The 26,687-nt window shown below is 36.9% G+C and carries 28 protein-coding genes; 5 read left to right on the plus strand and 23 right to left on the minus strand.

All coding sequences use genetic code 11. The annotated features are described in order from the left end of the window. Positions 1-125 precede the first annotated feature (125 nt). Positions 126-3,194, plus strand: a complete 3,069-nt coding sequence (locus GS400_RS10745) for an efflux RND transporter permease subunit (protein WP_160101616.1) — start codon at positions 126-128, stop codon at positions 3,192-3,194. Positions 3,195-3,240: 46 nt separating this feature from the next. On the opposite strand, the gene GS400_RS10750 is transcribed toward GS400_RS10745, so the two are convergent. Genes GS400_RS10750 through GS400_RS10760 form a run of 3 tightly spaced genes read right to left on the minus strand, consistent with a single transcriptional unit; the run spans position 3,241 to position 4,351 of the window. Then, complete coding sequence (locus GS400_RS10750) at positions 3,241-3,570, minus strand: YbjQ family protein (RefSeq protein WP_160101618.1); 330 nt, start codon at positions 3,568-3,570, stop codon at positions 3,241-3,243. After that, the gene (locus tag GS400_RS10755; protein WP_160101620.1) at positions 3,551-3,757 is read right to left on the minus strand and encodes a hypothetical protein; all 207 of its coding nucleotides are present in this window, start codon (positions 3,755-3,757) and stop codon (positions 3,551-3,553) included. The genes GS400_RS10750 and GS400_RS10755 overlap by 20 nt, the downstream gene beginning before the upstream one ends. A gap of 45 nt (positions 3,758-3,802) precedes the next feature. Beyond that, positions 3,803-4,351: a PilZ domain-containing protein gene (locus GS400_RS10760; RefSeq protein ID WP_160101622.1), complete on the minus strand. Its 549-nt coding sequence runs from the start codon at positions 4,349-4,351 to the stop codon at positions 3,803-3,805. Between the two features lie 141 nt (positions 4,352-4,492). On the opposite strand from GS400_RS10760, the gene GS400_RS10765 reads away from it, so the two are divergent. Next, entirely contained in the window at positions 4,493-4,633 is a 141-nt protein-coding gene (locus tag GS400_RS10765; protein ID WP_160101624.1) for a hypothetical protein, read from the plus strand. A gap of 27 nt (positions 4,634-4,660) precedes the next feature. On the opposite strand, the gene GS400_RS10770 is transcribed toward GS400_RS10765, so the two are convergent. Further along, positions 4,661-5,038, minus strand: coding sequence for a DUF1798 family protein (locus GS400_RS10770; protein ID WP_160104595.1), 378 nt, complete (start codon positions 5,036-5,038; stop codon positions 4,661-4,663). A gap of 51 nt (positions 5,039-5,089) precedes the next feature. Continuing rightward, positions 5,090-5,401, minus strand: a complete 312-nt coding sequence (locus tag GS400_RS10775; RefSeq protein WP_160101626.1) for a hypothetical protein — start codon at positions 5,399-5,401, stop codon at positions 5,090-5,092. A 176-nt stretch (positions 5,402-5,577) separates the two neighbouring features. Here GS400_RS10775 and GS400_RS20330 point away from each other — a divergent pair, with 176 nt between their 5' ends. Further along, a complete protein-coding gene (locus GS400_RS20330) occupies positions 5,578-5,706 on the plus strand; it encodes a hypothetical protein (RefSeq protein WP_255454128.1) in 129 nt (42 codons plus the stop codon). A gap of 57 nt (positions 5,707-5,763) precedes the next feature. On the opposite strand, the gene GS400_RS10780 is transcribed toward GS400_RS20330, so the two are convergent. Next, positions 5,764-6,726 carry a DUF2515 family protein gene (locus tag GS400_RS10780; protein ID WP_160101628.1) on the minus strand — a complete coding sequence of 321 codons (963 nt, stop codon included), beginning with the start codon at positions 6,724-6,726 and terminating at the stop codon, positions 5,764-5,766. Positions 6,727-6,866: 140 nt separating this feature from the next. Between GS400_RS10780 and recU the strand changes: the two genes are divergently transcribed. Together recU and GS400_RS10790 are read left to right on the plus strand one after the other, a co-directional pair. Continuing rightward, positions 6,867-7,460 carry a Holliday junction resolvase RecU gene (gene recU, locus GS400_RS10785; RefSeq protein ID WP_160101630.1) on the plus strand — a complete coding sequence of 198 codons (594 nt, stop codon included), beginning with the start codon at positions 6,867-6,869 and terminating at the stop codon, positions 7,458-7,460. 19 nt (positions 7,461-7,479) lie between these two features. Continuing rightward, on the plus strand, positions 7,480-10,098 hold the full coding sequence (locus GS400_RS10790; protein WP_160101632.1) for a PBP1A family penicillin-binding protein: 2,619 nt from the start codon (positions 7,480-7,482) through the stop codon (positions 10,096-10,098). A 780-nt stretch (positions 10,099-10,878) separates the two neighbouring features. On the opposite strand, the gene nth is transcribed toward GS400_RS10790, so the two are convergent. From nth to GS400_RS10875, 17 genes are all read right to left on the minus strand, one after another. Next, positions 10,879-11,544 carry an endonuclease III gene (nth, locus tag GS400_RS10795; RefSeq protein ID WP_160101634.1) on the minus strand — a complete coding sequence of 222 codons (666 nt, stop codon included), beginning with the start codon at positions 11,542-11,544 and terminating at the stop codon, positions 10,879-10,881. Positions 11,545-11,559: 15 nt separating this feature from the next. Next, complete coding sequence (locus GS400_RS10800) at positions 11,560-12,255, minus strand: DnaD domain-containing protein (RefSeq protein ID WP_201450098.1); 696 nt, start codon at positions 12,253-12,255, stop codon at positions 11,560-11,562. A 173-nt stretch (positions 12,256-12,428) separates the two neighbouring features. Next, the gene (gene asnS, locus GS400_RS10805; protein ID WP_160101638.1) at positions 12,429-13,721 is read right to left on the minus strand and encodes an asparagine--tRNA ligase; all 1,293 of its coding nucleotides are present in this window, start codon (positions 13,719-13,721) and stop codon (positions 12,429-12,431) included. A gap of 18 nt (positions 13,722-13,739) precedes the next feature. Further along, positions 13,740-14,924, minus strand: a complete 1,185-nt coding sequence (locus GS400_RS10810; RefSeq protein ID WP_160101640.1) for a pyridoxal phosphate-dependent aminotransferase — start codon at positions 14,922-14,924, stop codon at positions 13,740-13,742. 20 nt (positions 14,925-14,944) lie between these two features. Continuing rightward, positions 14,945-15,364: a cell wall elongation regulator TseB-like domain-containing protein gene (locus tag GS400_RS10815; RefSeq protein ID WP_160101642.1), complete on the minus strand. Its 420-nt coding sequence runs from the start codon at positions 15,362-15,364 to the stop codon at positions 14,945-14,947. An 82-nt stretch (positions 15,365-15,446) separates the two neighbouring features. Next, entirely contained in the window at positions 15,447-15,617 is a 171-nt protein-coding gene (locus GS400_RS10820) for a YpmA family protein (RefSeq protein ID WP_160101644.1), read from the minus strand. Positions 15,618-15,905: 288 nt separating this feature from the next. Next, entirely contained in the window at positions 15,906-16,700 is a 795-nt protein-coding gene (locus GS400_RS10825; protein ID WP_160101646.1) for a ComEC/Rec2 family competence protein, read from the minus strand. An 84-nt stretch (positions 16,701-16,784) separates the two neighbouring features. Further along, the gene (gene dinG / locus GS400_RS10830; RefSeq protein WP_160101648.1) at positions 16,785-19,589 is read right to left on the minus strand and encodes an ATP-dependent DNA helicase DinG; all 2,805 of its coding nucleotides are present in this window, start codon (positions 19,587-19,589) and stop codon (positions 16,785-16,787) included. Positions 19,590-19,680: 91 nt separating this feature from the next. Next, positions 19,681-20,073 (minus strand): aspartate 1-decarboxylase, encoded by a 393-nt coding sequence (panD, locus tag GS400_RS10835; RefSeq protein WP_027447185.1) that lies wholly within the window; start codon positions 20,071-20,073, stop codon positions 19,681-19,683. Between the two features lie 11 nt (positions 20,074-20,084). Continuing rightward, positions 20,085-20,957 carry a pantoate--beta-alanine ligase gene (panC, locus tag GS400_RS10840; RefSeq protein ID WP_160101650.1) on the minus strand — a complete coding sequence of 291 codons (873 nt, stop codon included), beginning with the start codon at positions 20,955-20,957 and terminating at the stop codon, positions 20,085-20,087. Next, complete coding sequence (gene panB, locus GS400_RS10845) at positions 20,954-21,793, minus strand: 3-methyl-2-oxobutanoate hydroxymethyltransferase (protein ID WP_160101652.1); 840 nt, start codon at positions 21,791-21,793, stop codon at positions 20,954-20,956. The genes panC and panB overlap by 4 nt, the downstream gene beginning before the upstream one ends. Beyond that, the gene (locus GS400_RS10850; protein WP_160101654.1) at positions 21,790-22,782 is read right to left on the minus strand and encodes a biotin--[acetyl-CoA-carboxylase] ligase; all 993 of its coding nucleotides are present in this window, start codon (positions 22,780-22,782) and stop codon (positions 21,790-21,792) included. The genes panB and GS400_RS10850 overlap by 4 nt, the downstream gene beginning before the upstream one ends. Further along, positions 22,758-23,960, minus strand: a complete 1,203-nt coding sequence (locus GS400_RS10855; protein WP_160101655.1) for a CCA tRNA nucleotidyltransferase — start codon at positions 23,958-23,960, stop codon at positions 22,758-22,760. The genes GS400_RS10850 and GS400_RS10855 overlap by 25 nt, the downstream gene beginning before the upstream one ends. 12 nt (positions 23,961-23,972) lie before the next feature. Further along, positions 23,973-25,112: an N-acetyl-alpha-D-glucosaminyl L-malate synthase BshA gene (bshA, locus tag GS400_RS10860; RefSeq protein ID WP_160101657.1), complete on the minus strand. Its 1,140-nt coding sequence runs from the start codon at positions 25,110-25,112 to the stop codon at positions 23,973-23,975. 4 nt (positions 25,113-25,116) lie between these two features. Further along, the gene (mgsA, locus tag GS400_RS10865; RefSeq protein ID WP_160101659.1) at positions 25,117-25,530 is read right to left on the minus strand and encodes a methylglyoxal synthase; all 414 of its coding nucleotides are present in this window, start codon (positions 25,528-25,530) and stop codon (positions 25,117-25,119) included. 14 nt (positions 25,531-25,544) lie between these two features. Further along, positions 25,545-26,345 (minus strand): 4-hydroxy-tetrahydrodipicolinate reductase, encoded by an 801-nt coding sequence (gene dapB, locus GS400_RS10870; RefSeq protein WP_160101661.1) that lies wholly within the window; start codon positions 26,343-26,345, stop codon positions 25,545-25,547. Beyond that, positions 26,338-26,655 carry a nucleotide pyrophosphohydrolase gene (locus tag GS400_RS10875; protein ID WP_236561256.1) on the minus strand — a complete coding sequence of 106 codons (318 nt, stop codon included), beginning with the start codon at positions 26,653-26,655 and terminating at the stop codon, positions 26,338-26,340. The genes dapB and GS400_RS10875 overlap by 8 nt, the downstream gene beginning before the upstream one ends. Between the last annotated feature and the right edge of the window lie 32 nt (positions 26,656-26,687).

Consider the following 26,687-nt stretch of genomic DNA (forward strand, 5'->3'; position numbering starts at 1 on the left):
GTAAAGCGTTATCAAACATTTGTTGTAGCTCTTTTTACCAATCTTTGTTCCAATCGTTTTGTTAGCCAAAGTTATTTTAAGTAAGGTATAATTTTTGTAAAAGTTTTGTTTAAGGAGGAATGTAGATGAATTGGATACTAAGGTACAGAAAAATTGTTCTTGTATTTATCTTTTTGTTAGTTTCTACTGGCATTTTTACATATTATCAGTTACCTAAGAGAGATCTACCCGAAATTAATGTAAACATTGCATCAATCACAACTCCATTTCCTGGTGCAACTCCTTTAGATGTAGAGCGTACGATTACCAATCCGATAGAAGATAAGATCAAGGATATTGAAGGTGTAGATACTGTAGAATCCATTTCCACCACTGGCTTTTCATCCGTTACTGTCACGCTAGAAGGAAACGTAAACAACAAAGTCACCTATTCCAAAATTAGACAATCCATTTCAGACATAGCACGTACTTTCCCAGAAGAAGTTCAAGACTCATCGGTAAATACTGATTTAAATATGACAGCAGTTTCCTCGTATCATTTGAAAGCTCAGAATTATGATACTTTATATAAGGCTCACGATTTAATAATAAATTGGCAAAAGCAATTATCAAATATATCAGGTGTTCAATCCGTTCAAGTTAAAGGGTTACCAGAAGAACAGCTTTTAATTACACTGGATGCAGAAAAACTTAATAATCAGTCCCTTTCACCTTTACAAATCATTGATTCTTTACAAAAGGAGTTATCTCCAGGAGCTATTGGTACCATTGAAGAGGATGAAAAACTCTATCAATTAAGATTAAACAAAACATCTGATTGGAAAGAGTTAGAGGACATTTCAGTAGGTCTAAATCCTCAAGGTGAAAGCATAACACTCAATGATATTGGAGCAATTAATTTAACTCATACTGAAGTAAAAGACTTAATTACGTATAAGGAACAGCCATCTTTATCATTAACGATTAAGGCCAAAGAAGGTATGAATATATCTGCTTTACAAGACCGTATTGATGAAGAGATTAAAAGTTTATCAGGTAACCTACCTGACAACATAACTGTGGAGCAGTTTTATAGTCAAAATACATTAATTGAAGAAGTATTTACGAATCTCCTTACTTCTTTCGGGATTTCACTTGCTGCAGTATTGCTGATTATGATGATTGGGTTACCATTTTCATCAGCTTTACTTGTCGCAATCGCTATTCCTATATCAGTATTAATCGGACTTATCCCCCTACCATATGTAGGTGTAGACTTAAATCAAATTTCGATTATTGGCATCATTATTGCCATCGGTATCCTTGTTGATGATGCCATCGTAGTAAATGACAACATTCAACGACGTTTCCAATTAGGAGATAGTGCTTGGAAGGGAACAATTCGTGGTATTAAAGATGTAAGACTTTCTATTATTACATCAACATTGATGATTGTTTTTAGCTTCTTCCCTTTAACTTTTTTGTCTGGTAGTAATGGTGATTTTATACGTGCATTACCTACTACCCTGATCGCAACTATAGTAGCTTCAACAATATTGTCGTTAACCTTAATCCCTACAGTACTATATATAAGAAAAAAACGGAAAGACTCGAAAGCTGAGCAATCCAAATCAGGTTTACTGGGAAGCTTTTTTTCTAAACTAGAAATGATTTATGCAGATAAGATCTTACCTAAGGTAACAAAGCGCCCTATAATAATTGGGTTTTCTGGATTAATTGTGTGTGCTCTATTAGCTAGTCTAGCAATTAAAATCCCTTTTGAATTTTTCCCATCTGCTGACCGAAAAGAAGTAACGATTTCTGTTACCGCTCCACAAGGGACAACATTAAATCAAACTCGCAGTCAATTAGAAGAAATGGAATCATTTATTAAGCAAAATAGTGAAGTTGTAGAAGAAACAGCTATTTTTGCTGGAAGTGGAATGCCACCATTATTTAGTTCTACACTTCAACAAAGTGGAGAAAATACTGGTCAAATTCTAATTCGAGTGAATAAATCTCAGCAAAGCGCCTCAAACTTTATAAACAATTGGGAGGAAAAGCTTCGTAACAAATTTACAAAGAGTGAGATTTTCCTTGAAACCATAACGGCTGGCCCTCCTCCTAGCGCACCAATTGCAGTAAATATTCAAGGACCTAAACTTGAGCAATTAATTCAAACTGCGAACGACTTGAAAAAAGAATTGATTAAGCTTGACTCAACTGAACTCATAACGCTAAATATGAATAACGAGCAACCATATATTGAGTATTCGTTAGATCGAGCGAAGATAGCTGAGAATAATATATCCATTGATCAAATATCATCCCAACTCCAAGTTGCAAATACTGGCATTCCGTTACGTGTATTTGATAACGGTGTGAATCGCTATGATATGAAATTATTACTAAATGATGGTGATGGATCTGGCGTTAATTTAGAAGCCTTAAGAGTTACTGGATCCTCTACATCTAAGGGAACACCGAGAGTTTTCACATTAGATGAATTAATCGAACAAGAAAAATCAAATCAATTAGGCTCAATACCACATATGGATGGAGAAAGGACTGTGACCGTTAAAGGGTACGGAGAAGAAAGTTCAAATTCATTTCAAAAAGAAGCAAATGAAGTCATTAACGAGTTTGAGAAAACATTACCCGCGGGTTACTCCTTTACAAATAGTGGTGAATTAAATGCTCAGCAAGAATTCTTTATCGAAGTTTCAAAGCTGTTTGTAATCGTCTTATTCTTGATTTATTTAGTGATGGCTATTCAATTTAACTCACTAACCATTCCTTTATTGATTACAAGTACAGTTTTCCTTGCTGTAACAGGAGCCATAATTGGTTTGTTTGTAACCAATGAGCCGCTTAGCTTTTTAGCTGTATTAGGAATCGTATCACTATCTGGAATTGTGGTCCGTAACTCGGTAATTTTGGTTGATTTCATCGAACAAAATCACCGAGAATCACAATCTATACACACGGCAGTTATTGAGGCTGGTCGTTCACGCTTACGACCTATTATTTTAACATCACTTACATCAATTGCTGCTTTATTACCAATTGCTTTTTCAGGTGATGTGTTGTTCAGACCCTTAGCTATTTCAATTGTTGGAGGTCTGTTATTTTCAACCATTCTTACACTAATATTACTACCTTCCTTTTATTTAATTCTGTATCGAATTCGAAGAGGAAAAATTAAAACTTCATAAATATAAAAGGAGATAACCATTTTAGGTTATCTCCTTTTATAACACATTAATTATTACTGATTTCATTAATTGTTACAGCCGTACCATAAGCAATGATTTCTGAAGCTGCATTTGTTACATTTGATGTTTCTAATCGAACGTTAATGACAGCATCAGCACCCTTTTCTTCAGCATGCTTTTTCATTCGACCTATAGCTTGCTGTCTTGCTTCATCCATCATTTTGGTATAGTCTACGAGTTCTCCACCCACTAAATTTTTAAGGCTTGCAAGAATATCTCTACCTACATTTTTAGATTGCACAGTGCTTCCTCTGACAAACCCTTTTAATTCCTTGATTTCATGGCCTGGAATAAAATCAGTATTCACGATAATCATTCTCTTCATCCTCCTTCTTTTCCCTCAGTCTATCTTTTATAAGTAAAAACATAATTACTCCTAGCGTTACATAAGAGGCTACAATTAAAATCAGCCCCATTATCCAACTCTGTAAGACCAGCAGTGCGATACCCAAAAACTGTAATATAGAAATAAGAGCAACTAAAAAAACTCGCACAACCTCCACCTCTTTTCTTCCTACTATGTTATACGAATGGAAAATAAAAAAGTTTTATTTTCTAGGAGAAAAAATTTGCTGAGATAACATATATTCTCGAATAGACAACAGTTGTTCATCACTAATTGTTAAAATCTCACAACCGTATCTATTCTGCGCTTCACAATCAGCTATATTCTTTATTTTGATCGAAGGCTTTACTTCAAGTTTCTCATCATTAATGTGAATATCATAAATACTTTCATTTTCAAATTTCTCAGAGGATAATAAACCAAACCCTTTGACGTTTATGTCAATAACTGTAGCTGTTCCAGCAAAACTATATACGCCACCTTGCACCTGATATAAAAATGCTGAAAAAGAACACGGCACACGAGGTAGTTTTCTTCGATTATCAGGGAATTTATCCAAAAACAACGGTAAATACAAATAAATGTGAAAACCGTCTTTCTTTAATACTTTTGATTTAAATTCAATATGTTCATAAGTACAGGTCCATAAACTTCCTACATGTACTTTTGAACGATCATGGACGATTATTTCCATCATTTCACCTTGGATATCTAATACTTGTCCAATGACAAGTTGTTGACCTTTTCTCATTTTGAGGTATTCCAATTACTTCACTCCCTCATTACATTATATTCCCCTTTAAGCTACATTGCATCGTTGTTTTTTCTCATTTCCTTAAGAATGAAGTTGCGTATTTGAAAAATACTATAAAGTGAAAGGAGGGGAATGAGTATGGGTCGAGGAAAAGGTTATAAAGTTAAAAGACAAAATCACGAACATGAAAAACCACTCACTGCGAAGCGCTTTGCTGAGGAAGGTGAACAAAAACCGAAAAGTATGCATGCTTCCAAAGGCGGAGCTATTAAAGAATAAATCATGCATGTTAAAAGCAGACTCCATTTAAGAGTCTGCTTCTTTATTCATTTCAATTGAATCCAATAATTGATCAAGAACATAATGAATGGAGTTATATAATTCCATATATCGTTTTTTGGGAACATCAATATAATAACTGTGTAATATAACAAGTTCAAAATTTTCTTTAGTGTTCTTTATTTGTAAAGGATAAACAACCGAGTTTTCAACTTTATAGGTATATTGCTCAGCTAGATCAGCCCATTTTTCATTGAGTTCGAATAATGGTTTTGATTCCTTCTTAACCTTTTCAAAAAGCTCTCGATCCTTACGATCTGGAGGCTTTTCAGATTGTAAGAAAAGATCTTTTAATTGATCTAAATTTTTCTTTACTTCCATAATCGTTTCTTCAAGCGACTTCATCAAAATGCTTCACTCCTTCCCTTCTACTTTAACATGAAGGAAAGGGATTCATCACCTACGAAATAGGCGTTGTAAAAGATTCTTTTTTGGTTCAGCTTTTTCTACTATTTGTTTATTCACTTGTTGCCTTTGTCGTTTTTGGAGTTCTCTCAATTCCTGGTTCAGCCGAATGCATTCAGATTGTAGGTGCTCAATTTCTTGTCTATGAGAAAGGACCATTGTTAAAACAACTTCATCTGCTTTTTTAGAAACTTTTTCATCAATGACATGAACACGATCCATCATTTCCATCCAAGCTTTTTCAAACTCTCTTTTGGACATTCCTTCTCGATACATTTCCATCTTTTTAGCTGCTAAACCCATGATATTGACTCCTCCTAAAAGTTATCTTTAAACACTATTTCTTCTTGATTCCTGTAACTCCTTCACACTTGACAAAAGTAGAAGAAATGAGACAAAGAAAGTGAAAATCAGCATTTTTTCTAATTTTGCATGATTTTTTGACGGAGACGCACACTAATTGTCGAGGAGGGATAATAATGGGTAAAAAAGGTAGAAATACACAACAGAAAAAACCATTAAATAACGAAGAACCAAAGCAAAGAAATCAAGACTTCAAAGGCGATGGAAATCCTAAGCTAGATGGTGAAAATCGCCCAGCGACATAAGTAAAAGAAGTGATTCGCTTCAAGTATTAAAAATAGCAAGCCTTATAAACAGGCTTGCTATTTTTTGCTTATACTTGTTTTCTCCAATCGATCCCAAGCTTGTAACATGTAACGCTTGGCATAAAACCGATTACTAACATCCTTAGTAAGATCTGCTTCCTCTTCTTTCCACCATTTTTTCTTCACTGACCGCCCTGAATGATACCAATCTTTTCGAATATTATCTTGATGAGTGATAACAGGGTAAACCATTCGAAGCATAGGAGCTTTTGGCATTCTGGTTGTAAAGTACCGCTCATACTCTATACGTGAACCCAGGGGCTCAGCGTATTTCGCAAAAGCTACAAATTCATCATACAAATCCTTGTGAAATAATAATGCGGCCAGCTTTTTACCTAACATAATCCGATTGGATAAGTGAAAGAAACCATGAACGTATGCACCATAGACTTTACCTCTTAACGTTGGGAATAATACGGCGCTCAAATGGAATAAATCTTGAGATCGAAACGGTAATTTTTCAAACACCTCATGTTTATAATAGGACTGTTCAATGACTGGTTTCTGGATAACATTTTGCTCATTTATTATAAGGGCTGTAACTAAACGAGAATGATCTCTATTCTCCCAAAAATAAATCCACTCTTTTTCCATAAATTTCGAAATGCGGAACTCAGATAATAAATGAAATAGTGCCTGTCCTATTTCACAAGATAAAGCATATAGAAGTAATTGAGGATAAGCATCGGAAAATATAAGCCAATTTGCACGTTCATAAGTAGAGAATAAATTACGTTTTTCTTGTTTTGATAGCATGGATTGAAAAGGGTCCATTTGTAAATCAGTTATATTCCACCCTGCATTGCGAGAGACCATGCTTGCTAAAAAAGCCCAACGTATTTCAGGATAGGAAAAATATAAGTTTTGATAGGCTTTTGTACGGGAAATATTATCGACGTTATGGATGGATGTCTGTTCTTTTATGTGTTGAATCAGTATTTGTTCTTCTCTAGCGTCCATATTTTCACCTCCCTCTTAGCATGTTCGAAAAACGTTAATTTAGAAGTAGTTGTTGAACGATCTTTAAGGGAATGAATTTTTCCTTCTCATTTTTCTTCTATTTTTGATATGATACATACATGCATAGGGAGGTTTTATGTATGAACTATCCAAATGGGAAGAAAACTAACAACAATGCAGTGACGAATCGAAAACCAAAACAAAAGCCTGATTTTTCTAATCGTGGAATGACACTTGAAGAAGATATAAATCAATCGAATCAAGCTTATTTAACATCAGGACGAGCTGTCATTCACAAAAAACCAACACCTGTGCAAATTGTTAATGTGGATTATCCTAAAAGAAGTGCTGCTGTTATTAAGGAAGCCTATTTCAAACAAGCATCAACCACTGACTATAATGGTATTTATAGAGGAAAATATATTGATTTTGAAGCAAAAGAAACAAGAAACAAAACCTCTTTTCCTCTAGCCAATATTCATGAGCATCAGGTTGAACACATGAAAAAAGTATGCGAACAAGATGGAGTCTGTTTTGCTATATTAAGGTTTTCCCAATTGGAGGAGACATATTTTTTCCCTGCAGAGAAACTTTTTCAACACTGGGATCGTCAAAATAATGGCGGAAGAAAATCCATTCCGTATCAAACTATTCAACAAGAAGGACATTTCATCCAACTTCAATATCATATACGAGTCGATTATTTAAGCGTAATTGATGAAATGTACTTTTAAGAACGGAGGAAGATGAGAGATGGCACAAAACAGTCAATCTCGTACAGCACGAAAAAAAGAACTCAAACAAAGTAAAAAACAAAACCAAAAGCCAATCATGAAACGAATGATCATGGCCATTTTAGTATTAGGAGTTATAGGGGCAATCGGAATTGGCTCTTTATTCATTTATTATGTCCAAGGTGCACCCGAACTAAATCCTGATAAACTCTCAAGTCCTATATCAGCAAAATTCTATGATAAAGATGATAATTTGTTTGCTGAACTCGGAGCTCAAAAACGAACCAAAATAACACAAGATCAAATACCAGAAGTAGTAGAAAAAGCGGTTATTGCTACTGAAGATTCCCGTTTCTACGATCACATGGGTATTGACTTTCGAAGAATTTTAGCAGCTGTTTATGCCAATATCACAGAAGGATACGGAGCTGAAGGTGCAAGTACAATCACCCAACAGGTTGTTAAAAACGCCTTCTTAAGTCAAAAGAAAACGCTAGAGCGTAAAGTACAAGAACAATGGCTTGCCTTAAAACTTGAACAAAAGTACTCAAAAGATGAAATCCTAACGATGTATCTTAATAAAATTTACTATGCCAACGATGCTTATGGTATAGCTAAAGCTGCTGACCTTTACTTCAATAAAAAACTTAGCGAGCTTACATTGCCAGAGGCAGCTCTATTAGCAGGTATTCCACAGCGCCCTGCGGCATATGATCCTTTTGACAATCCAGATTTAGCTCAGGAGCGTAAAAATATTGTGTTAAAGCTTATGGTTCAGCACGGTAAAATTACTGAACAAGAAGCTGCAGAGGCTAAAAAAGTTAAAGTAGAATCGTTGGTGACAAAAGAATCAGATTCTTCCAATATTCCTTACGATAGCTTCTTAGAGCAAGCAATCAAGGAAGTTGAACAAAAATTAAATGATGTAAATATTTATGAGGATGGCGTAAAAGTTTATACAACGTTAGATCCGAAAGCACAAAAACGTGCAGAAGAGCTATTGGGTAAAAACAGTCCTCTTCCATTTCCAGACAAAGAGTTTCAAACAGGCTTAGCTGTCTTGGATACCAAATCTGGAGCAATTCGAGCAATTGGTGGAGGAAGAAATAAGGACAAAGTTGGGGCTACTCTCAACTACGCAACACAGTTAAAAGGTCGACAGCCAGGTTCTACATTTAAACCAATCGTAGACTACGGACCAGCAATTGAACACCTTCAATGGTCTACGTATCATTTACTAAAAGACGAACCTTATAAGTATAAAACTCCACCCCATAAGGATGTGAACAACTGGGACGGAGATTATTTAGGTACAATGACCATGCGTAGAGCACTTGCCCTTTCTCGTAACGTGCCTGCAGCAAAAACATTAGCTGAAGTTGGTCTTAAACGTGCACAAAAGTTTGCTGAAGGCTTAGGCATTAACTTCGAGAGTGAAACGATGCACGAATCGAATGCCATTGGTGGTGCAAGTACAGGTGTGACACCATTACAATTAGCTGCTTCCTATAGTGCGTTTGGTAACGAAGGCGTTTATAATGAACCCTATGCCGTTCGCCGTGTAGAATTCCAAGGAAGTAGAAGCCCTGTAGAGTTTAAGAATGAATCACATGTAGCAATGAAAGATTATACAGCTTATATGATTTCAGACATGTTAAAAGACGTTGTTCAATGGGGTACAGGAACGAGAGCTAAAGTACCAGGAGTTCCTGTTGCAGGTAAAACAGGTACCACAAATAATGAACATGGTACACCAGATTCTTGGTTTACAGGTTACACAACGAACTATACGATCTCTGTATGGTCAGGGTATCCTTCACCAAAAAATAGTGTTCCAGCAAGCGCTAAATACATTCCACAACAAGCATTTAGTAACTTGATGGGTCACATATCTCAAGGAATTGATACCCCTGACTTCAAGAAGCCTTCTTCTGTTGTTAAAAGCCCGGTAGAGATGGGGACTAAGCCTCCAAAACTACCTAGTGAGTTTACACCAGAAGAACAAATCAAATATGAACTTTTCGTAGAAGGAACAGAACCTCAAGAAAAATCAGATCAATTCGAAAAGCTTGATCCTGTAAAAGACCTTAAAGCTGAATTTGATGAGGAAAAAGGAACGGTTAAACTAACTTGGGATTATGAAGCTGATGAAGATAAACAAGTTTCCTTTAACATTGCAGGTTCCCCTGAAGGTCAACCTATGCAATCAATTGCAGAAGGATATGGCAATACTCAATTAGAAGTATCAAACCTTCAAAAAGGCGAAACCTATACGTTTGAAGTGGTTGCAGTCAGCGATAAGAATCCTGAAAATAAGAGTGATCCAAATACCGTTACTATTGATATTCCTGAGAAGAGCAAGCTTGATGATCTTCTTGATGACTTAAACGGTGACGATGATAAAAAAGACAAGAAAAAAGACAAGAAAAAAGATAATGACGAGGATAATCAGGACGATAGTGGCTCCAATAATAACGATTCAGACTCATCTGGGTCCGATAGTACGAATGATGGATCCTCCACTGATGATTCCTCTTCAGATGGTTCCGGTTCAACAGATTCCGGTTCTACTGACGATTCAAATACGAGTGATAGTTCCAGTTCAAGTGACAGCCAATCATCGGATGACGCAGCTTAAAATATGAAGTAAATAAATTGAGCATCAAATCTTATTAAGATTTGATGCTCTTTTTTTGATGAGTATATTATTCTTATTCATCCATGTTAGCCCCCTTATCTGGAAGACTTGGAATCGAGATAATGTGCGTATGGTTCCGTTGCTTTTGTGCAGATCGGCGGGCTGTGGAACGGGTTGCTTTCCCCGGAAGACCGATCGAGCTTCCTCGTCACTTCGTTCCTGCGGGATCTCGCTCGCCCTTTCTACCGGAGGAGTCAACCCGTTCCACAGCCCGCCTTAGCCGAATGGAGATTAACGGAACCGCCTTAGTTCTGGGATGAGGTGTTCTGTTTCCAGGTAGTATAACCCTATCATGACAAGGCTCTGAACAACTTCTCTGAATATGATTTCCAACCAACATGAGGTGGGATAGCAAAATTATGGTCCGTTAGTTTCCATAATCGCGTGGAGGGAAGGAAACGGCAAACTGTCGTGGTAGCAAAGGCAAGACGAGACCCCGCAGGAACGAGGAGGCTATACAATGGAGGTTCTACCAAAACCGCCACATCATGTGGCAACGTAGAACTACCCCACGTCGTGTGGGGCAACAACAGGCTTGCCGTTTCACTGACCGCAACAAATTACTCAACAGCAACGGACTCCTCTCAGTTTCAAGTCTTCAACAATCCTGCCATATAATTGAATAATAAAATAAGCGCCAATAAAAAAAGCAGCTCAATTAAGAGTATCAATCATACTCAAAAAATCGAACTACTTAAAACAAATGTTCATGCTCTTTATTTACACATTCGATGCTTTTTCTCTCTTACGCATCCTCTTCTGCCCTTCTCTACATAAATGAAGTAATGGACAAATATCACACTGAGGTGATTGGGCTTTACAATGGTATCTACCGAAGAAAATCATACGATGATGCGTCTCACTCCACTCTTCTTTCGGAACCTTCTTCATTAAAGTTTTCTCGACTTCAAGCACAGAATCCTTCCAACGACAGATCCCTAAGCGTTTAGAAACACGCTCTACATGCGTATCAACAGCTATTGCAGGTTCATCAAAAGCTACAGCAGCTACTACATTAGCCGTTTTCCTCCCCACTCCAGCAAGTTTCTCTAACTCCACCTTAGAGTGAGGAACAACTCCATCATATTCATCGATCAGCATCTGACTCAACTTACGAATATTTTTAGACTTATTTCGATACAACCCAATTGAACGAATGTCTTCTTGAAGCTCTTCTAGAGGTACATTCACATAGTCCTCAGGTGTTTTATACTTTTTAAATAATTCTTTTGTAACCTTATTAACTAATGCATCCGTGCACTGTGCTGATAAAACAACAGCAACCAATAATTCAAATGGATTCTCATGATTTAGTTCACAATCTGCTTCTGGGAACATATCCTTCAATGTATCAAGCACTTCACGCATTTGAGATTGGTTTAACATACACCTTCCCCTTCCTTACTCGTCCTCTTCCAGCCAGTTGTAATAAATAGAGGAATCGCGATTTCGTTTTTGATAAGTTTCTTGGTTACTTGAGCTCCCCTGTTGGCTTCGAAAAGATTTACTTGCTTCTCTAGCTTGTTGTACAGTTCTTATACCTTTCTTTTTCCACTCTCGTAAAATTCGATCAATATATTTAAAGTTTAATTTCCCCATTAAAACAGCCTCACGAAGTGCTGCTTTTATAAGAGCTGGCTCTTGTTGGTCTTCATCGATCCATATATTTACGGTTTCAATTTCAAATGGAGATAATGGTCGTCCAAATTCTTGTTCAAATAATACAAATAAGTTCGGCTGATCATCACTTTGATTGTTTGTTTCGTACGATTCTTCTGGATCTTCGGTAAGTTTTTCCCAAAGTACAAATAAAGAATAGCTCTCATTAATCACTTGATCACTACCAGTAGACTGTTCAATGGTCAGGTATCCCTTCTGAATCAGTTTTCTGAGTACCTGAGAACAATCTTGTTCAGAGAAAGATAAAAATTGAGCTAATTCATTTGGTGTTGGAAAATCATTTCCTTCTTGTTGATATCGATGAATTTGCAAAATGACCATAACATCTCTTTCGTTTAACCCTAAGTCCATGTACATCGTTAACAATCGTTTAGGGAAACTCATCTGGTCTTTTAATAACGTGTTAATCCAATTCATATTGAGTGTTTCACCTCTACCCTTTATGATCAAAAACATTACTATACGTTCGTTACATTCCAATACATGATTATAACACGTTTATTTATGATTTAGAGATAAGCAATGATTGAAAAAGCTCCCAAGGGTTGGGAGCTTTTCATCTAATTTCTGTTCTATTGTATCATTAAATATTAAGGATATAGACGGTTTAATAAACGTGGGAACGGAATTGTTTCACGAACATGTTCTGTACCCGTAATCCATGCTACTGTACGCTCTAAACCTAATCCAAATCCTGAGTGTGGAACACTACCATATTGACGAAGCTCTAAATACCATTTGTAAGCATCTTCACCCAATTCATGTTCTGCATAACGTTGTTTCATTAGATCTAGATCATCAATACGTTGAGATCCTCCGATAATCTCACCATATCCCTCAGGTGCAATTAAATCAGCACATAAGGCAACATCAGGATTTTCAGGGTCCGGCTTCATGTAAAATGCTTTAATATCTAGAGGGAAATGCGTAATGAAAACAGGCTTATCATAGCTTTCAGCAATTGCTGTTTCATGAGGTGCACCGAAATCGTCTCCCCACTCGATATCATCAAAACCTTTTTCTTTTAACAGCTTAATCGCGTCCCCATATGTGATACGTGGGAATGGTGCTTGAATTTTTTCAAGCTGTGTAGTGTCACGTTCAAGAGCTTGCAGTTCAAGCTTGCAGTTTTCAAGTACTGATTGAATAACGTGAGAAACATATTGTTCCTGAACTTCAAGATTATCTTCATGATCCATAAATGCCATCTCTGGCTCAATCATCCAAAATTCAATTAGGTGACGACGAGTCTTAGATTTTTCAGCACGGAAGGTTGGACCAAATGAGAACACTTTACCAAAAGCCATAGCTGCCGCTTCCATATAAAGCTGTCCACTTTGAGAAAGGTATGCATCTTCTTCAAAATATTTGGTATGGAACAATTCTGTTGTTCCTTCAGCTGAAGATCCTGTTAAAATTGGCGGATCAATTTTTGTGTAACCATGAGTATTGAAAAACTCATAAGTAGAACGAATAATTTCATTACGGATTTTCATGATGGCGTGCTGTCTTTTAGAACGTAACCATAAGTGACGGTGATCTAGCAAAAATTCCGGACCGTGTTCTTTCGGTGTAATTGGATAATCAACAGCTTCATGAATTAATTCAAGTGATTTAACCTGTAATTCATAACCAAATGGTGAACGAGAATCTTCAGAAACTGTACCAGTTACATACAATGAAGATTCCTGAGTCATACTTTTTGCAAGCGCAAATGTTTCTTCATCTACTTCTGCTTTTACGACAACTCCTTGAATAAAACCTGTTCCATCACGAAGTTGTAAAAATGCAATTTTACCGCTTGAACGTTTGTTTGCTAACCATGCGCCGATGGTTACTTCTTCTCCTACATGTTTATGAACTTGGGATATAGTTGTTTTCATGTGTTACCCTCCAAAACGTTAAGATTGATGCTTTTCTATAAAACGACGGATTCGAATGGCCGCTTCTTCTAATTGGTCTAATGATGTTGCATAGGATAGACGTATATTTTCTTCTGCTCCAAAACCTGAGCCAGGTACTAGTGCAACTTTCTCTTCCTCAAGTAAAGCCTTAACCCAGTCGTCTACGCTATCAAATCCATTCGACTTGGCAGCTTTCTGAACATTAGGGAATAAATAAAAGGCCCCCTTAGGTTTTACACATTCTACTCCTGGGATATCTGAGATCCACTCATAAAGCTTCTCTAAACGATGACTAAATGCGTTTTTCATTTCCTCTACAGCATCTTGAGATGAAGTATAGGCTGACAATGCAGCATATTGCGCAATCGTTGTAGGATTAGAAGTAGAGTGTGAAGCTAAGTTTGTCATAGCCTTAATCAACTTTTCATCACCAATTGCATAGCCAATTCTCCAACCCGTCATTGCATGAGATTTTGATACACCATTAATGATGACTGTTTGATTTTTTAACTCATTAGAGATTTGAGCCATGGAAGTATGAGATTCATCACCATAGATCAATTTCTCATAGATCTCATCTGAAATGATCATGATATTTCTTCTCAGACATACTTCACCAATAGCTTGCAATTCTTCTTTCGAATACAGCATACCTGTTGGATTAGATGGTGAGTTAATGATAATCGCTCTAGTACGATCTGTAATCGTTTCTTCAATTTGCTCTGGAGTTAATTTGAAGTCATTATCTTCACTTGCTTTTACGATTACAGGTGTCCCTTCCGCTAGCTTAATTTGTTCAGGATAACTTACCCAGTAAGGGGCAGGCACAATAACCTCATCACCTGGATTTAAAAGTGCTTGAAACAACGTATATAAGGCATGTTTAGCTCCGGTTGTTACAATTACTTGTTTCGGATCATATGTAAGCTGGTTATCCTGTTGATACTTCTGAACAATAGCCTCTTTTAAAGCTGGAATACCACCAGAGGGCGTGTAGTTGGTTTGACCTTCTCTCATTGCCTTTTCAGCTGCATCTAAGATATGTTCAGGCGTATTAAAATCGGGCTCTCCAGCACCTAGTGCAATAACGTCATGACCTTCAGCTTTTAATGCGTTCGCCATTGCTGTAATCGCTAATGTACTTGAAGGGGTTAAGGATTGAACACGTTTAGCTAATTCCATATGAGGTCCTCCTTCTTGATCTATTGTTTTAATCGATATTGTTCATATTTTTTGGCGTTTTTCATGTAATAATAATCAAATACGTAACGACTTTGAGGATCATAATACGTTATTTCCCATAAAGGTTTTTGATTATCTATTGCTGGTGTGATTTTCTCAAAGTCACACCCCTGACAATTGTTACGCCACTGAGATAAGATTTGGTCTTTAGAGACAGTATTTTGTTTAGAAACATAACTGATATTTAGCTGCTCTTGTTCTTCAGTTGCTTTTGCTTTCTCAACAAATGCAAATCCTTCTTCTCCATTAGGTTCCACGCCTGCTACTATATCATAACGAGCCGCTCCATGGTAGCGATAAACGGTTGAAACTTTTTCAATAGGTGTTTCTTTTATTGCCATTTCCTTTGATTCAGAAAAGGTATCCGTTTTCTCTTGCATGATACTGACATATAAGTACAGTGAATACCCTATGGCCAACAAAAATAGGATACCTATGCCTACTATGGCATAACGGATTCGTCTATGTTCTATAGATCGTGAAAATCGCTTTGTTTTCATCATTCTCATCCAATGCTAATCCAAACATTAAGTCGTCTCGCTTAAGCGTACGATTTAATGAATCGACAATTTTGTATAAATCTTTTGTGTATTCCACTGTTGTGGTTGATAATACCTCAATTTTATCTCCCATTGTTGACCCTCCAAAGGTTAATCCTTCACTTTTCAAATGAAATGAGCCACATCTATACGTTTTAAATATTGCCTATCATATTCCCTTTATAAACGCACAAAATAGTACTGTACCCCATTACAAATACTTCTTAATTATAACAAGAATCCATTTACAATTTGATGGTGTAGCCTAAATTTTTTAAACTTCCTAACCTATACTTACCTGTGCGTCTTACGTACAGGTCTTTTTATTATGGTTTTTGTTGATGGTAAATAAAAGCCCACACGTACTGGTGTGAGCTTTTATTTATTTGGGATGCATATCATAGTCCTCTAAATTGCAATGAATTGTTGTAGTCCCCACTTTTCTAAGCTGGTAAACATCAATCCAGGACTCATTCAATCGTTCAAGCAGACCTTCATTTGGACTGATTCCTTTTAAGGGATAGATCATAGCAACATGAGGATCCACTTTTTCTAATAAATCAATGGAAGGAGATTGTGTTCGAGCGTAGTCCCCTACTTTCAAAATTTCAGCTTGTATTGTGCCATTATTGATTAAATCCTTTTCTACCTCAACTCTTCCACTAGCTAAATACAATATGGATGTCTTGCCATATATAATATATAAAGACATTTCATCTTCTGTATCAGCTGGTAAAACTCTAAATGATAAACCTGGTGAAACCTCATGTTTTTCTCCTTTTTTCCAAATAGCATGTTGTATTGTTGACTCTTCTGATGTACACATAGGAGATAAATCTTCTGAGTAAATGAGCTGTTGAACATGATAACGCTTGATTAACCGTGTGGCATTTCCACAAGTTGTTTTATTTTGGTTTGTAAAAATAATCGAATCAAGTTGTTTAACTCCTAAATTATTCATTTGCTCTAGCAGTATTTTTTCACTTATTTTGGAGCCTGTATTAACAAGGTAATTTTCCCCATGTCCCGTTTGAATTAACATTGCTTCTCCATCAGGCAAAGAGAAAAATACAAATAACACTTCTTCCCCATTAATATCAATTTTGCTAGCGTCTACAATGTTTTGTGATGAATTCAACACGATGATAAGGACCAATAAAATCATGAACTTTTTCACGTTACTCACACCTTAATAAAACTGACTCCTTCAAGGTTTTATAAGAGTCGCTTTATATAGGATGTGTATTTTTGAGGGAAGTTATCATAACCATCTTCTCGCCTCTTCCATTAATTTATGAGTTGAATCAAAATGTACTGGAATTGAAGGTATTGAATCGATAAAATACTTTCCATACTTTGCTTTCATGATACGGTCATCACAAACCATTACGATTCCACGATCCTGACTGGACCGAATCAATCTTCCAAAGCCTTGCTTAAACCGTATAACAGCATTCGGCAATGAGAGTTCCATAAAAGCATTTTTACCTTGTGATTTCAAAGCATCTGATTTTGCTTTATAAACAGGGTGATCAGGTGGTTGAAATGGTAAACGTACAATGACAACAGATGTTAGATCCTGTCCCGGAATATCGACACCTTCCCAAAATGAACTGGTTCCAAATAATATAGCTTGATCAAATGCTTGGAAATTCTTTTTTAATCGTGACCGACTTCCGCTAGATACTCCCTGAGCAATTAGAATAAACTCTTCCTGATCAATAAACTCTTTCATCGCAGAATATGTCTTCTTCAACATGTCATACGATGTAAAGAGGACCAGCATTCTACCTTTCGTAATGGTGGCTAAGGAATAAATGGCTTCACATGTTGCGTAAATAAAGTCTTCTTGGTCTCCATATTTAATATTTGGAAAATCATTAGGAATCATCAACTGAACTTGATCTTCATAATGAAATGGAGATTGAATCTTTTGCTGAATAGTCGATGATTTCTCGAGACCTAATCGCTTCATCATAAAGGTAAATGAATCCTTCATTGTTAATGTTGCACTTGTTAAAATGACACTTTCTTTCTGCGCAAATAATTGGTCCTGCATAATGGTAGCAATCTCAATAGGCTCACTGTGTAAGAATACGGCATTTTTTGCTCCATATGCCTCAATTTCGATCCATTTTACAATGGATTCTTCTTCTGAAAGGAGTAGATGATCCAGTGAATGAATAACCTCTTCCATCCTTTCGATATACATCCGAATGTCTTCAGTCCATCTAGATGCTTCTTCTGAGGTTTCAGCTAAACTTATCCAGTTTTTACATTTGTGTAAGAACTGAATTAGATCTCGAAGATAAAAAGAAACTCTTCTGGTCATTTCTTGAACTGTACTCCAGGTTTGAGGGTTTTCTTGATCATTCTGGAATCGATATTGATAGCGTCCTACATCATTAAGTGAAATATGGGCATTATGCTGTTTAACGACATAGGAGAATAGAAAACGAAACAATTCATCCGACTCTTCTTTTGAATTTTGTACAAGCTCATCCCACTTTGTAATATCATGCTTTAAGGCCATCTCAGGATACGAAGATAATAGTCCATAAATCCAATCCCCTGCAGAATTCCCCCCCATCTCATTGAGTAAATACTGAATGGAGACATAGTCAATCTTTCTTCCAAAGTGTTTCGCAGCAGTTGCTTCTAGATGATGTGCCTCATCAATAATGAGCTTACTATACGATGCCAACAGGCTATAATTTTCACTGATATCCGTGCATAATAGCGAATGATTCGTAATTAATAAATCCGCTTTTTGTGCTTGTTTCCTTGCTCTTTGATAAAAGGAGCGAGAAAACCAAGGTGACTTAGGATCAATATAACCTTCAGCTTCAGCTGAGATTCTTCTCCAAAAAATATTCCCACTAGAAGGAAGCTGAATTTCATCAATATCTCCTGTGTCCGTTTCTGTTAGCCAAACCAAAAGCATAGCTTTCGTTAAGGTAATATCATAATTATCAGAAGTACCATGGTATAGTTCAAATTCAAATTTCTTCAAACTAATGTAGTGCTGTTTTCCTTTAAATAGGGCTGAAGTAAATGAAAAAGGAAGATTCTTATGAAGTAAGGGTACTTCCTTATCTAAGAGCTGAGACTGAAGATGTGTTGTATGTGTACTGATAACGACTCGATTTTGTTTTGTAACTGCTTCATAAACAGCTGGTAGCAAATAAGCTAATGACTTCCCGGTACCGGTTTCTGCTTCGATTAATGCATGCGATTCTGATTGGAAAGCATCATAAATGGTGGTGGCCATTGTTCGCTGACTACCACGTTCTTCATATCGCTCCATATTCTTTGATAGGCTTCCATCATTCCCTAAAAGATCGTCTAAATAGGGTTGAAAGCCTTCGACGTCTGGTGAGTTTCGCTGTTCTTCTTCACGAATTCGTTTTAGGGCAATACCACGAAATACTTCTAAGTCCTCTCTCTCTTGAATCGTAAAAGCTTTGGACTCCATCCAGTTGCTTAATAACTCATGAAGGTCGCTTTTTAACTTTCGATCAAGAGTTGAAAGCTGTTGTAAGGTTTCATAAGGGAGTTGTTTTGCTTTATGTATAAATTGTAGCAATATATTTGCTGTTACATAGGCATCAGCTAAAGCCCGATGTGGGTTTTCATGCGCTACATCTAAATATTCCGCTAGTTGAGCTAATTTATAACCAGGGGCTTGTGGAATCATTATTCTTCCAAGCTCTACGGTATCAATAACAGGAATATCTAGTGATTTTCCTGTTGTTTCTTGTATAGCGTGATTTAAAAAACCAAGATCAAACTGTACATGATGAGCGACAAAATACGCATCCTGACATAGGTGAACGATTTCATCGACAATCTCATCAAACAAGGGGGCATCTTGTACATCCTGATCTTCAATGCCAGTTAATTGAGAAATAAAAGAAGGTATAGGCTGTTCTGGATTTACCATGGAATGAAATTGGTGTACAATCTCACCATCTTCAATGGTAACCATTCCAACCTCAATTATTTTATCCCCTTTTTTTGGAGTATGTCCTGTTGTCTCTAAATCCACTACGACGAATTTCGGCATGTTTTCACCTTCTTTATTTTCGGGTGTAATGAAGGCAGGTATCCTTACTTCATTACTTCATTCTACCTTTTATAAGAAAAAAACTCCCAAATCAATGGGAGCTACTTAACGTTAATGGAGGTTCTTGTTCAATCATTTCTGTAATTTCATTATGCTCATTCATTAAAGCAACTTTTGGCTTAAATGATTGCAGCTCATCCTCATTTAACATAGCGTAAGAAACGATAATGACAATATCATCTGGTTGAACCAAACGTGCTGCTGCTCCATTTAAACAAATAACACCACTATGGCGTTCACCTGGAATCACATACGTTTCAAGACGCGCTCCATTATTATTATTCACGATTTGAACCTGTTCATGAGGTAAAATACCAACTTCATCTAAAATATGTTGATCTATAGTTATACTGCCAACGTAATTGAGATTTGCTTCCGTCACGCGGGCACGATGAATTTTGGATTTCATCATGGTGCGAAACATAATCGTTCCTCCTATACAATTGCTGTTGAAGGCTGACCATTTGAACCAAACACGATATTATCAATAAGGCGCGCGTGTTCAAATTGGACTGCGACAGCTAATATCATTTGTCTATTTATCGTTTCCACTTTTTCCAACTTTGGATACGTAAGACAATCAACATAATCTATTTTACCATGGGTGTGCTCCAGAATGAAACGGGAAACTTCCTCTATAACAACTTCTGGGTCCATTTCACCTTGTTCTACAAGCGTTTTACCAGCTAGTAGAGCTTTATAAATATTTGGGGCTTCCTGACGCTCTTGGTTGGATAAGTTAACATTACGACTGCTTTTCGCTAATCCATCCGCTTCACGTACTGTAGCAACGGGACGAAGTGTAATAGAAAAGTTGTAATCCTCTAATAGAGCATCTACAACAGCTACTTGCTGAGCATCCTTCATTCCAAAATAAATACGATCTGGAAAAACTATATTAAACAATTTCGTTAAAACCGTTACAACACCGTCAAAGTGTCCTTCTCTACTTTTTCCACAAAGAACATTCACACGCCTTTGAACGGTCATTTGTACCGTTTGTTCCTTTGGATACATTTCATTGACATGAGGGTAAAATAAAATATCGACTTTTTCTTCTTTGATAGCCTTTCGATCATGTTCTTCATCTCTTGGATATCGATCATAGTCCTCATTTGGACCAAATTGAAGAGGGTTCACAAAAATACTTGTTACCACAACATCGTTTTCTTTTCGCGCCTCCTCCATAAGCTTCCTATGCCCTTCATGTAAATATCCCATAGTAGGTACAAAGCCTATGCTTTTCCCCTCTTTTTTCAGCTTTGTAATCGTCTTTTTCATGTCTTGAATGGTTGTTATGATGTTCATGTATCTTTACCTCCATAAATCGGAGGAAGATCATCTTCACTCATCGTAAAGGAATGCTTATCTTCGGGGAAGTACTTCGTTTTTACATCTTGTACATAAGCTTTTAACGCTTCAAACATCCAATCATTTGCTTCTGCATAAGGTTTCACAAACTTAGGTAAACGATCAACACCGTATTTCAATACATCATGATACACCAGAACCTGACCATCACAACCCACTCCAGCTCCAATACCTATCACAGGAATGGTTAAGATTTCTGAAACACGCTCAGCTAATTGTTTCGGAACACATTCGAGAACAAGAGCTACTGCACCCTTTTCTTCAGCTTTCTTGGCATCTTCAATTAACTGTTCTGCTTGTTTTTGATCCTTACCCTGGACACGGTATCCTTCTAGTACGTTAACGGACTGAGGCGTTAAACCAAGATGTGCAACAACAGGGATGCCACCTCTTTGAAGAAGCTCAATTTTATCCAGAACCTCATCTGCACCCTCAAGCTTTAAAGCATGAGCTCCAGTTTCTTGGAAAATTTTCGTAGCATTTCTAAGTGTCTCTTCATTGGAAATATGGTAAGACATAAATGGCATATCAACTACAACATAAGTGTTTTGAGCTCCACGTTTTACGGCTTTTCCATGATGAATCATATCATCAACCGTAACCGGAATTGTTGAATCATAACCTAATACAACCATACCAAGTGAATCTCCAACAAGAATCATATCCATTCCCGCTTGTTCTGCTAGTTTAGCTGATGGATAATCATAAGCCGTAATCATAGAAATTTTCTCTTCATTTTGTTTCATTTTTTTAATTTGCGCACTTGTGATCAACTTCCGTCACCTCTTCCCCACTGTATTTCAGCCGAATAAAGAATATCTTCTTGACCATTTTCATCACACACTTTTAAAGCTCCATCATGTTCAATACCTAGTATTCGAGCAGACCAGCTTCGTTGTTGTGTTTTAATATCAACAATGTCCCCTAAACGGTAACCAAAAGCTTCCCAACGTAACTTAATCTTAGAAAATCCTTCTTCAATAAACTCTTCATATCGCTTCTCGAACGTTTGTAGAATATCTTGAATAAGTGCTCCAATTGCCCAAGATTCCCCAGTTTCTTGTTTTATTGAAGTTGCTTGGTTTTGAATGTCATTAGGAAAAACGTCCCGGTCATGGTTCACGTTAATCCCCATGCCTAAAACTATATACGTTATTTGATCTTGTTCGGCCTGCAATTCAGTTAATATACCTGCTAGCTTCTTCCCGTCTGTTAAAATGTCATTTGGCCACTTTATTTGTGGCTTAATTCCACAATGTCTTTTAAAAACTTCAGCCAGAACGGTCGCTGCTAACAATGTAATTTGTGGTGAACGATGAGGTTCAAAAGTCGGTCGTAGTATGATGCTCATCCAAATTCCATCACCCTTTTGGGAGTGCCATGTACGATTAAGACGGCCACGACCTTTTGTTTGTTCGTCAGCGACGATTACGGTTCCATGCTGGGCGTCTTCTTGAGCTTGTTGATGGGCAAGAATTTGGGTTGATGATACGGATGGTTTATGTATAACGTTTTGCCCTAACCAATCTGTATTCAAGCCCCACTGCAGTGTATTTGTGCTTAATTTATCAGGATATGATACTATTCTGTATCCTTTACGAGGGATTGCCTCTACTTCATACCCATCTTTCTCAAGCTCTTTCATGTGTTTCCACACGGCTGGTCTGCTAATATTTAATTTCTCAGATAACAATTGCCCAGATATATATTGATCAGGATGTGATGATAAAACATCGATTAATTTAGCTCGTGTGGATTCCATGATGCCACCCTTTCTTTTATTTCCAGAGAATCATTCGCTAGCTCCCCATTAATAATCAGCTCTTCAACTGACTCCATGAATTGTTTAATCCAAGGACCAGGCTTTTCATCTGGGAACCATTCTTTTATATCATTACCATCCACTTGTAAATCTTGTCGAGAGTGAATAGGAAGAGATTTATAATCCTTGTATAATTCATATATTTCTTTATCAAAATGAGAGTTTAGAGTTGTTATAACTCTGTAAAAAGCTGCTATGTGTTCCTCCCCTAGATGATAAAGACACTGTTTCTTTTTACTGTTTTGCCATAAATCCCATGCATTCACTAGCGTAAGACTTTTTCTTTTTATACGATTAGAAAGCTTCCAATGCTTCACCCACTTATCAATAGAAACCCCAGGTTCTAATAAATGAAAAACTGTAATGACTTCAGCTAAATCATACAGAGGGACCCAGGTAATCTGTTTTGTAGAATTCATAAGTCGGGATGATTTTTTTAAAATAGGCAAATGAGCATATAATCTTGATTCAACTAGAAGCGTCCAAGCTTTATTTAGATCTACTCCACTAAAAAGCTTTTCAAACTCAACGGCAACTCTTTCAATAGCTATATGAGAAAGGAGTTGCTTCCATTGATCAAATGCCTTATACGTTTCTTCAGAAAGTTCAAACCCATGTTGACTTACAAAACGTATAGCTCTCATCATTCGAAGTGGATCTTCTTGAAACCTCTCATCAGGAGATCCTACCGTTCTTATTTGTTGATCACGTATATCTTCCTGACCTCCATAAGGATCGATGATTTGTCCATCCTTATTCATTGCTATAGCATTCATAGTAAAATCTCTACGTGAAAGGTCTTCTTCAATAGATGATACATATTTTACTTCATCAGGATGTCGAAAGTCATTGTACTCACCATCTATACGGAAGGTAGTTACTTCATAGGATTCTCCTCTATAGCGAACTAAAACCGTTCCATGATCAATCCCCACTGGAATAACCTTATCAAATAATTCGATGACTTCATTAGGTTTGGCTGCAGTAGCAATATCGATATCGCCAATTTCCTTACCTAATAATTGATCCCTGACCGCACCTCCTACAAAGTACGTATCATGTCCATTTGATTGGAGGTGCTCTATTACCGGCATTGCATCTATAAACTTCTTATCCATATTGCTCATTCCTTATTCTACTGTTTGAAGAAGCTCATCATAAACTTCTTCATATTGTTTTACAACCGTTTCTGAATGAAAGTCTTGATTAACCCTACGAAGTCCATTTCTTGAAAACTCTTGCCATTTTTCTATGTTCGTTAAGAGTTCAATGGATTTAGTTGAGATATCCTCTATATCTCCAAGGTCACAAATATAGCCTGATTCACCGTTTTGAATCACTTCTGGTATACCTCCAATATTCGTACCTATACAAGGAACACCGCAGGCCATAGCTTCTAATAAAACCAAACCAAAACTTTCTTTAGAGGATAGTAAGAGTTTTAAGTCAGATATGGATAACAACTCTGATACATTTTCTTGCTTGCCGAGAAAAATAACACGATCACGCAGCCCTAACTCACTAACAAGTTGACAGACAGTAGAATATTCAGGTCCATCCCCAACAAGTAACAATTTCGCATTCACTTCTTTAACAATACGTACAAATGAGTAAATGACATCTTGAACACGCTTTACTTGTCGAAAATTAGATATATGTATAATAACTTTTTCATCCGATTGAATACCGTATTCTTCTCGTAAATGATTCGCTTCTTCCCTTTGTCTATATTCTCGTTCATCCACGAAATTATAAATCACGTCCATGTCTCTACCTACATTAAGCATATCTCTTGTTTGATTAACTAGACTTTCTGAAACAGCTGTCACCCTGTCTGAACGTTCAATCCCAAAACGAATCATATTTTTCAGACTAGGATCGACTCCTAACACGGTTATATCAGTTCCATGAAGGGTCGTTACAATTTTAACATCATGCTCTACCATTTCCTTGGCTAAAATCGCACAAATCGCATGAGGCATAGCGTAATGAACATGAAGAATATCAATTTTTTCTCGATTTATAACCTCAGCCATTTTATTTGCAAGCGCGAGATCATAAGGTGGGTATTGAAACACAGGATAGTGGGTCATTTCAACTTCATGATAATAAATATTTGGATAAATGCGCTTTAATCGAAAAGGAATATTCGATGTAATAAAATGAATTTCATATCCTTTTTCAGCTAAAAGCTTTGCTAATTCAGTGGCAATTACACCTGATCCCCCCACAGTAGGATAGCAGGTGATACCAATTTTCGTGCGATTCATGTTCTCACCCTTGTTTTTTATTATGATGGATGATTTCTCTCCAATGGAGGTCTCCCCGTTCAATAGCGTGTATCATAATTTCAGCCGCAGCTAAATTCGTGGCTAACGGAATTTGATACACATCACATAGCCTCATCAAGGCACTAACATCTGGTTCATGTGGTTGGGCTGTTAAGGGGTCTCTGAAAAAGATGATGACATCCATATCATTTTGAGCAATATATGCACCAATTTGTTGGTCTCCACCTAATGGACCTGATTGAAATCGATGCAAGGAAACTCCAGTTGCTTCTTCTATTCGTTTACCTGTAGTCCCTGTAGCAAAAAGGTTATGCTTCCCTAAGATATGTGAATAAGCAGTAGCAAACTGAACCATATCATCCTTCTTTTTGTCGTGTGCAATTAATGCGATGTTCATTAGGCAATCTCCTTTTACTCTAATAAATTCTCTAAACCGTAAACGAGTACATCAAGTTTCAATACATGTTCAACAGCTAATTTCACACCAGACATAAAGGATTCACGGTGGTAAGAATCATGCTTTAACGTTAACGTTTGTCCATCAGAACCGAAAACGACTTCCTGATGTGCAATTAGTCCAGGTAAACGAACACTATGAATCTTCATGCCATCTAAGTCTGCTCCACGAGCACCTTCTAACGTCTCTTTTTCATCTGGGTGACCTTGTTTCTTAGATTCTCGTGCTTCTTGTATTAATTCTGCAGTTTTAACGGCTGTACCACTAGGTGCATCAAGCTTTTGATCATGGTGGCGTTCAATAATTTCAACATCTGGAAAGTATTTCGCTGCCCATTTTGAAAATTGCATCATCAACACTGCTCCTAATGCGAAATTTGGAGCAATCACCACACCGAGTTCTTTCTTTTCAGCTAAGTCTTCTAGTTCTGCTAATTGATCCTTCGTAAAGCCAGTTGTTCCTACAACAGGACGAATGCCATATTCTAATGCCAATCGCGTGTGCTTATACCCAAACTCTGGTGTAGTAAGATCAATTAAGACATCTGCCTGTACATCTTGAAAACATTGTTCTACATCATCATATATTGGTGCATCAAATGCAGGTAGACCTTCAACGTCTTGTACTTTTAAGCCAGCATTCTTTCGATCTATACAAGCAACTAACGAAAACTGCTCTTCCTTCTCTATCATTCGGAGAGCTTCACTTCCCATTTTCCCTCTTGGTCCTGCTACAATTACATTTGTATTACTCATTATAATCCTCCTCTATTTTCGTCCAACGGTCTTTATCTCTTACTTCAAATTTATCCATAACACGGTTGAAACTTTCATCTATATCGATATCTAAGGAATTCGCAAAACAAAGCATGACAAATAATAAATCACCATATTCCTCTTCCAAAGCTTTATCATCTTCTGATTTCTTTTTAGGCTTTTCTCCATAATGGTGATTAATTTCACGTGCTAACTCCCCAACTTCTTCTGTCATACGTGCGAGCATACTTAATGGGGAAAAGTAACCTTCTTTAAACTGAGATATATATTTATGTACTCTTTCTTGCATTTCAACATTTGTTAAGGAGTCTTCTCTATTTT

It is taken from the genome of Pontibacillus sp. HMF3514, assembly GCF_009858175.1.
Classification (GTDB): domain Bacteria; phylum Bacillota; class Bacilli; order Bacillales; family BH030062; genus Pontibacillus.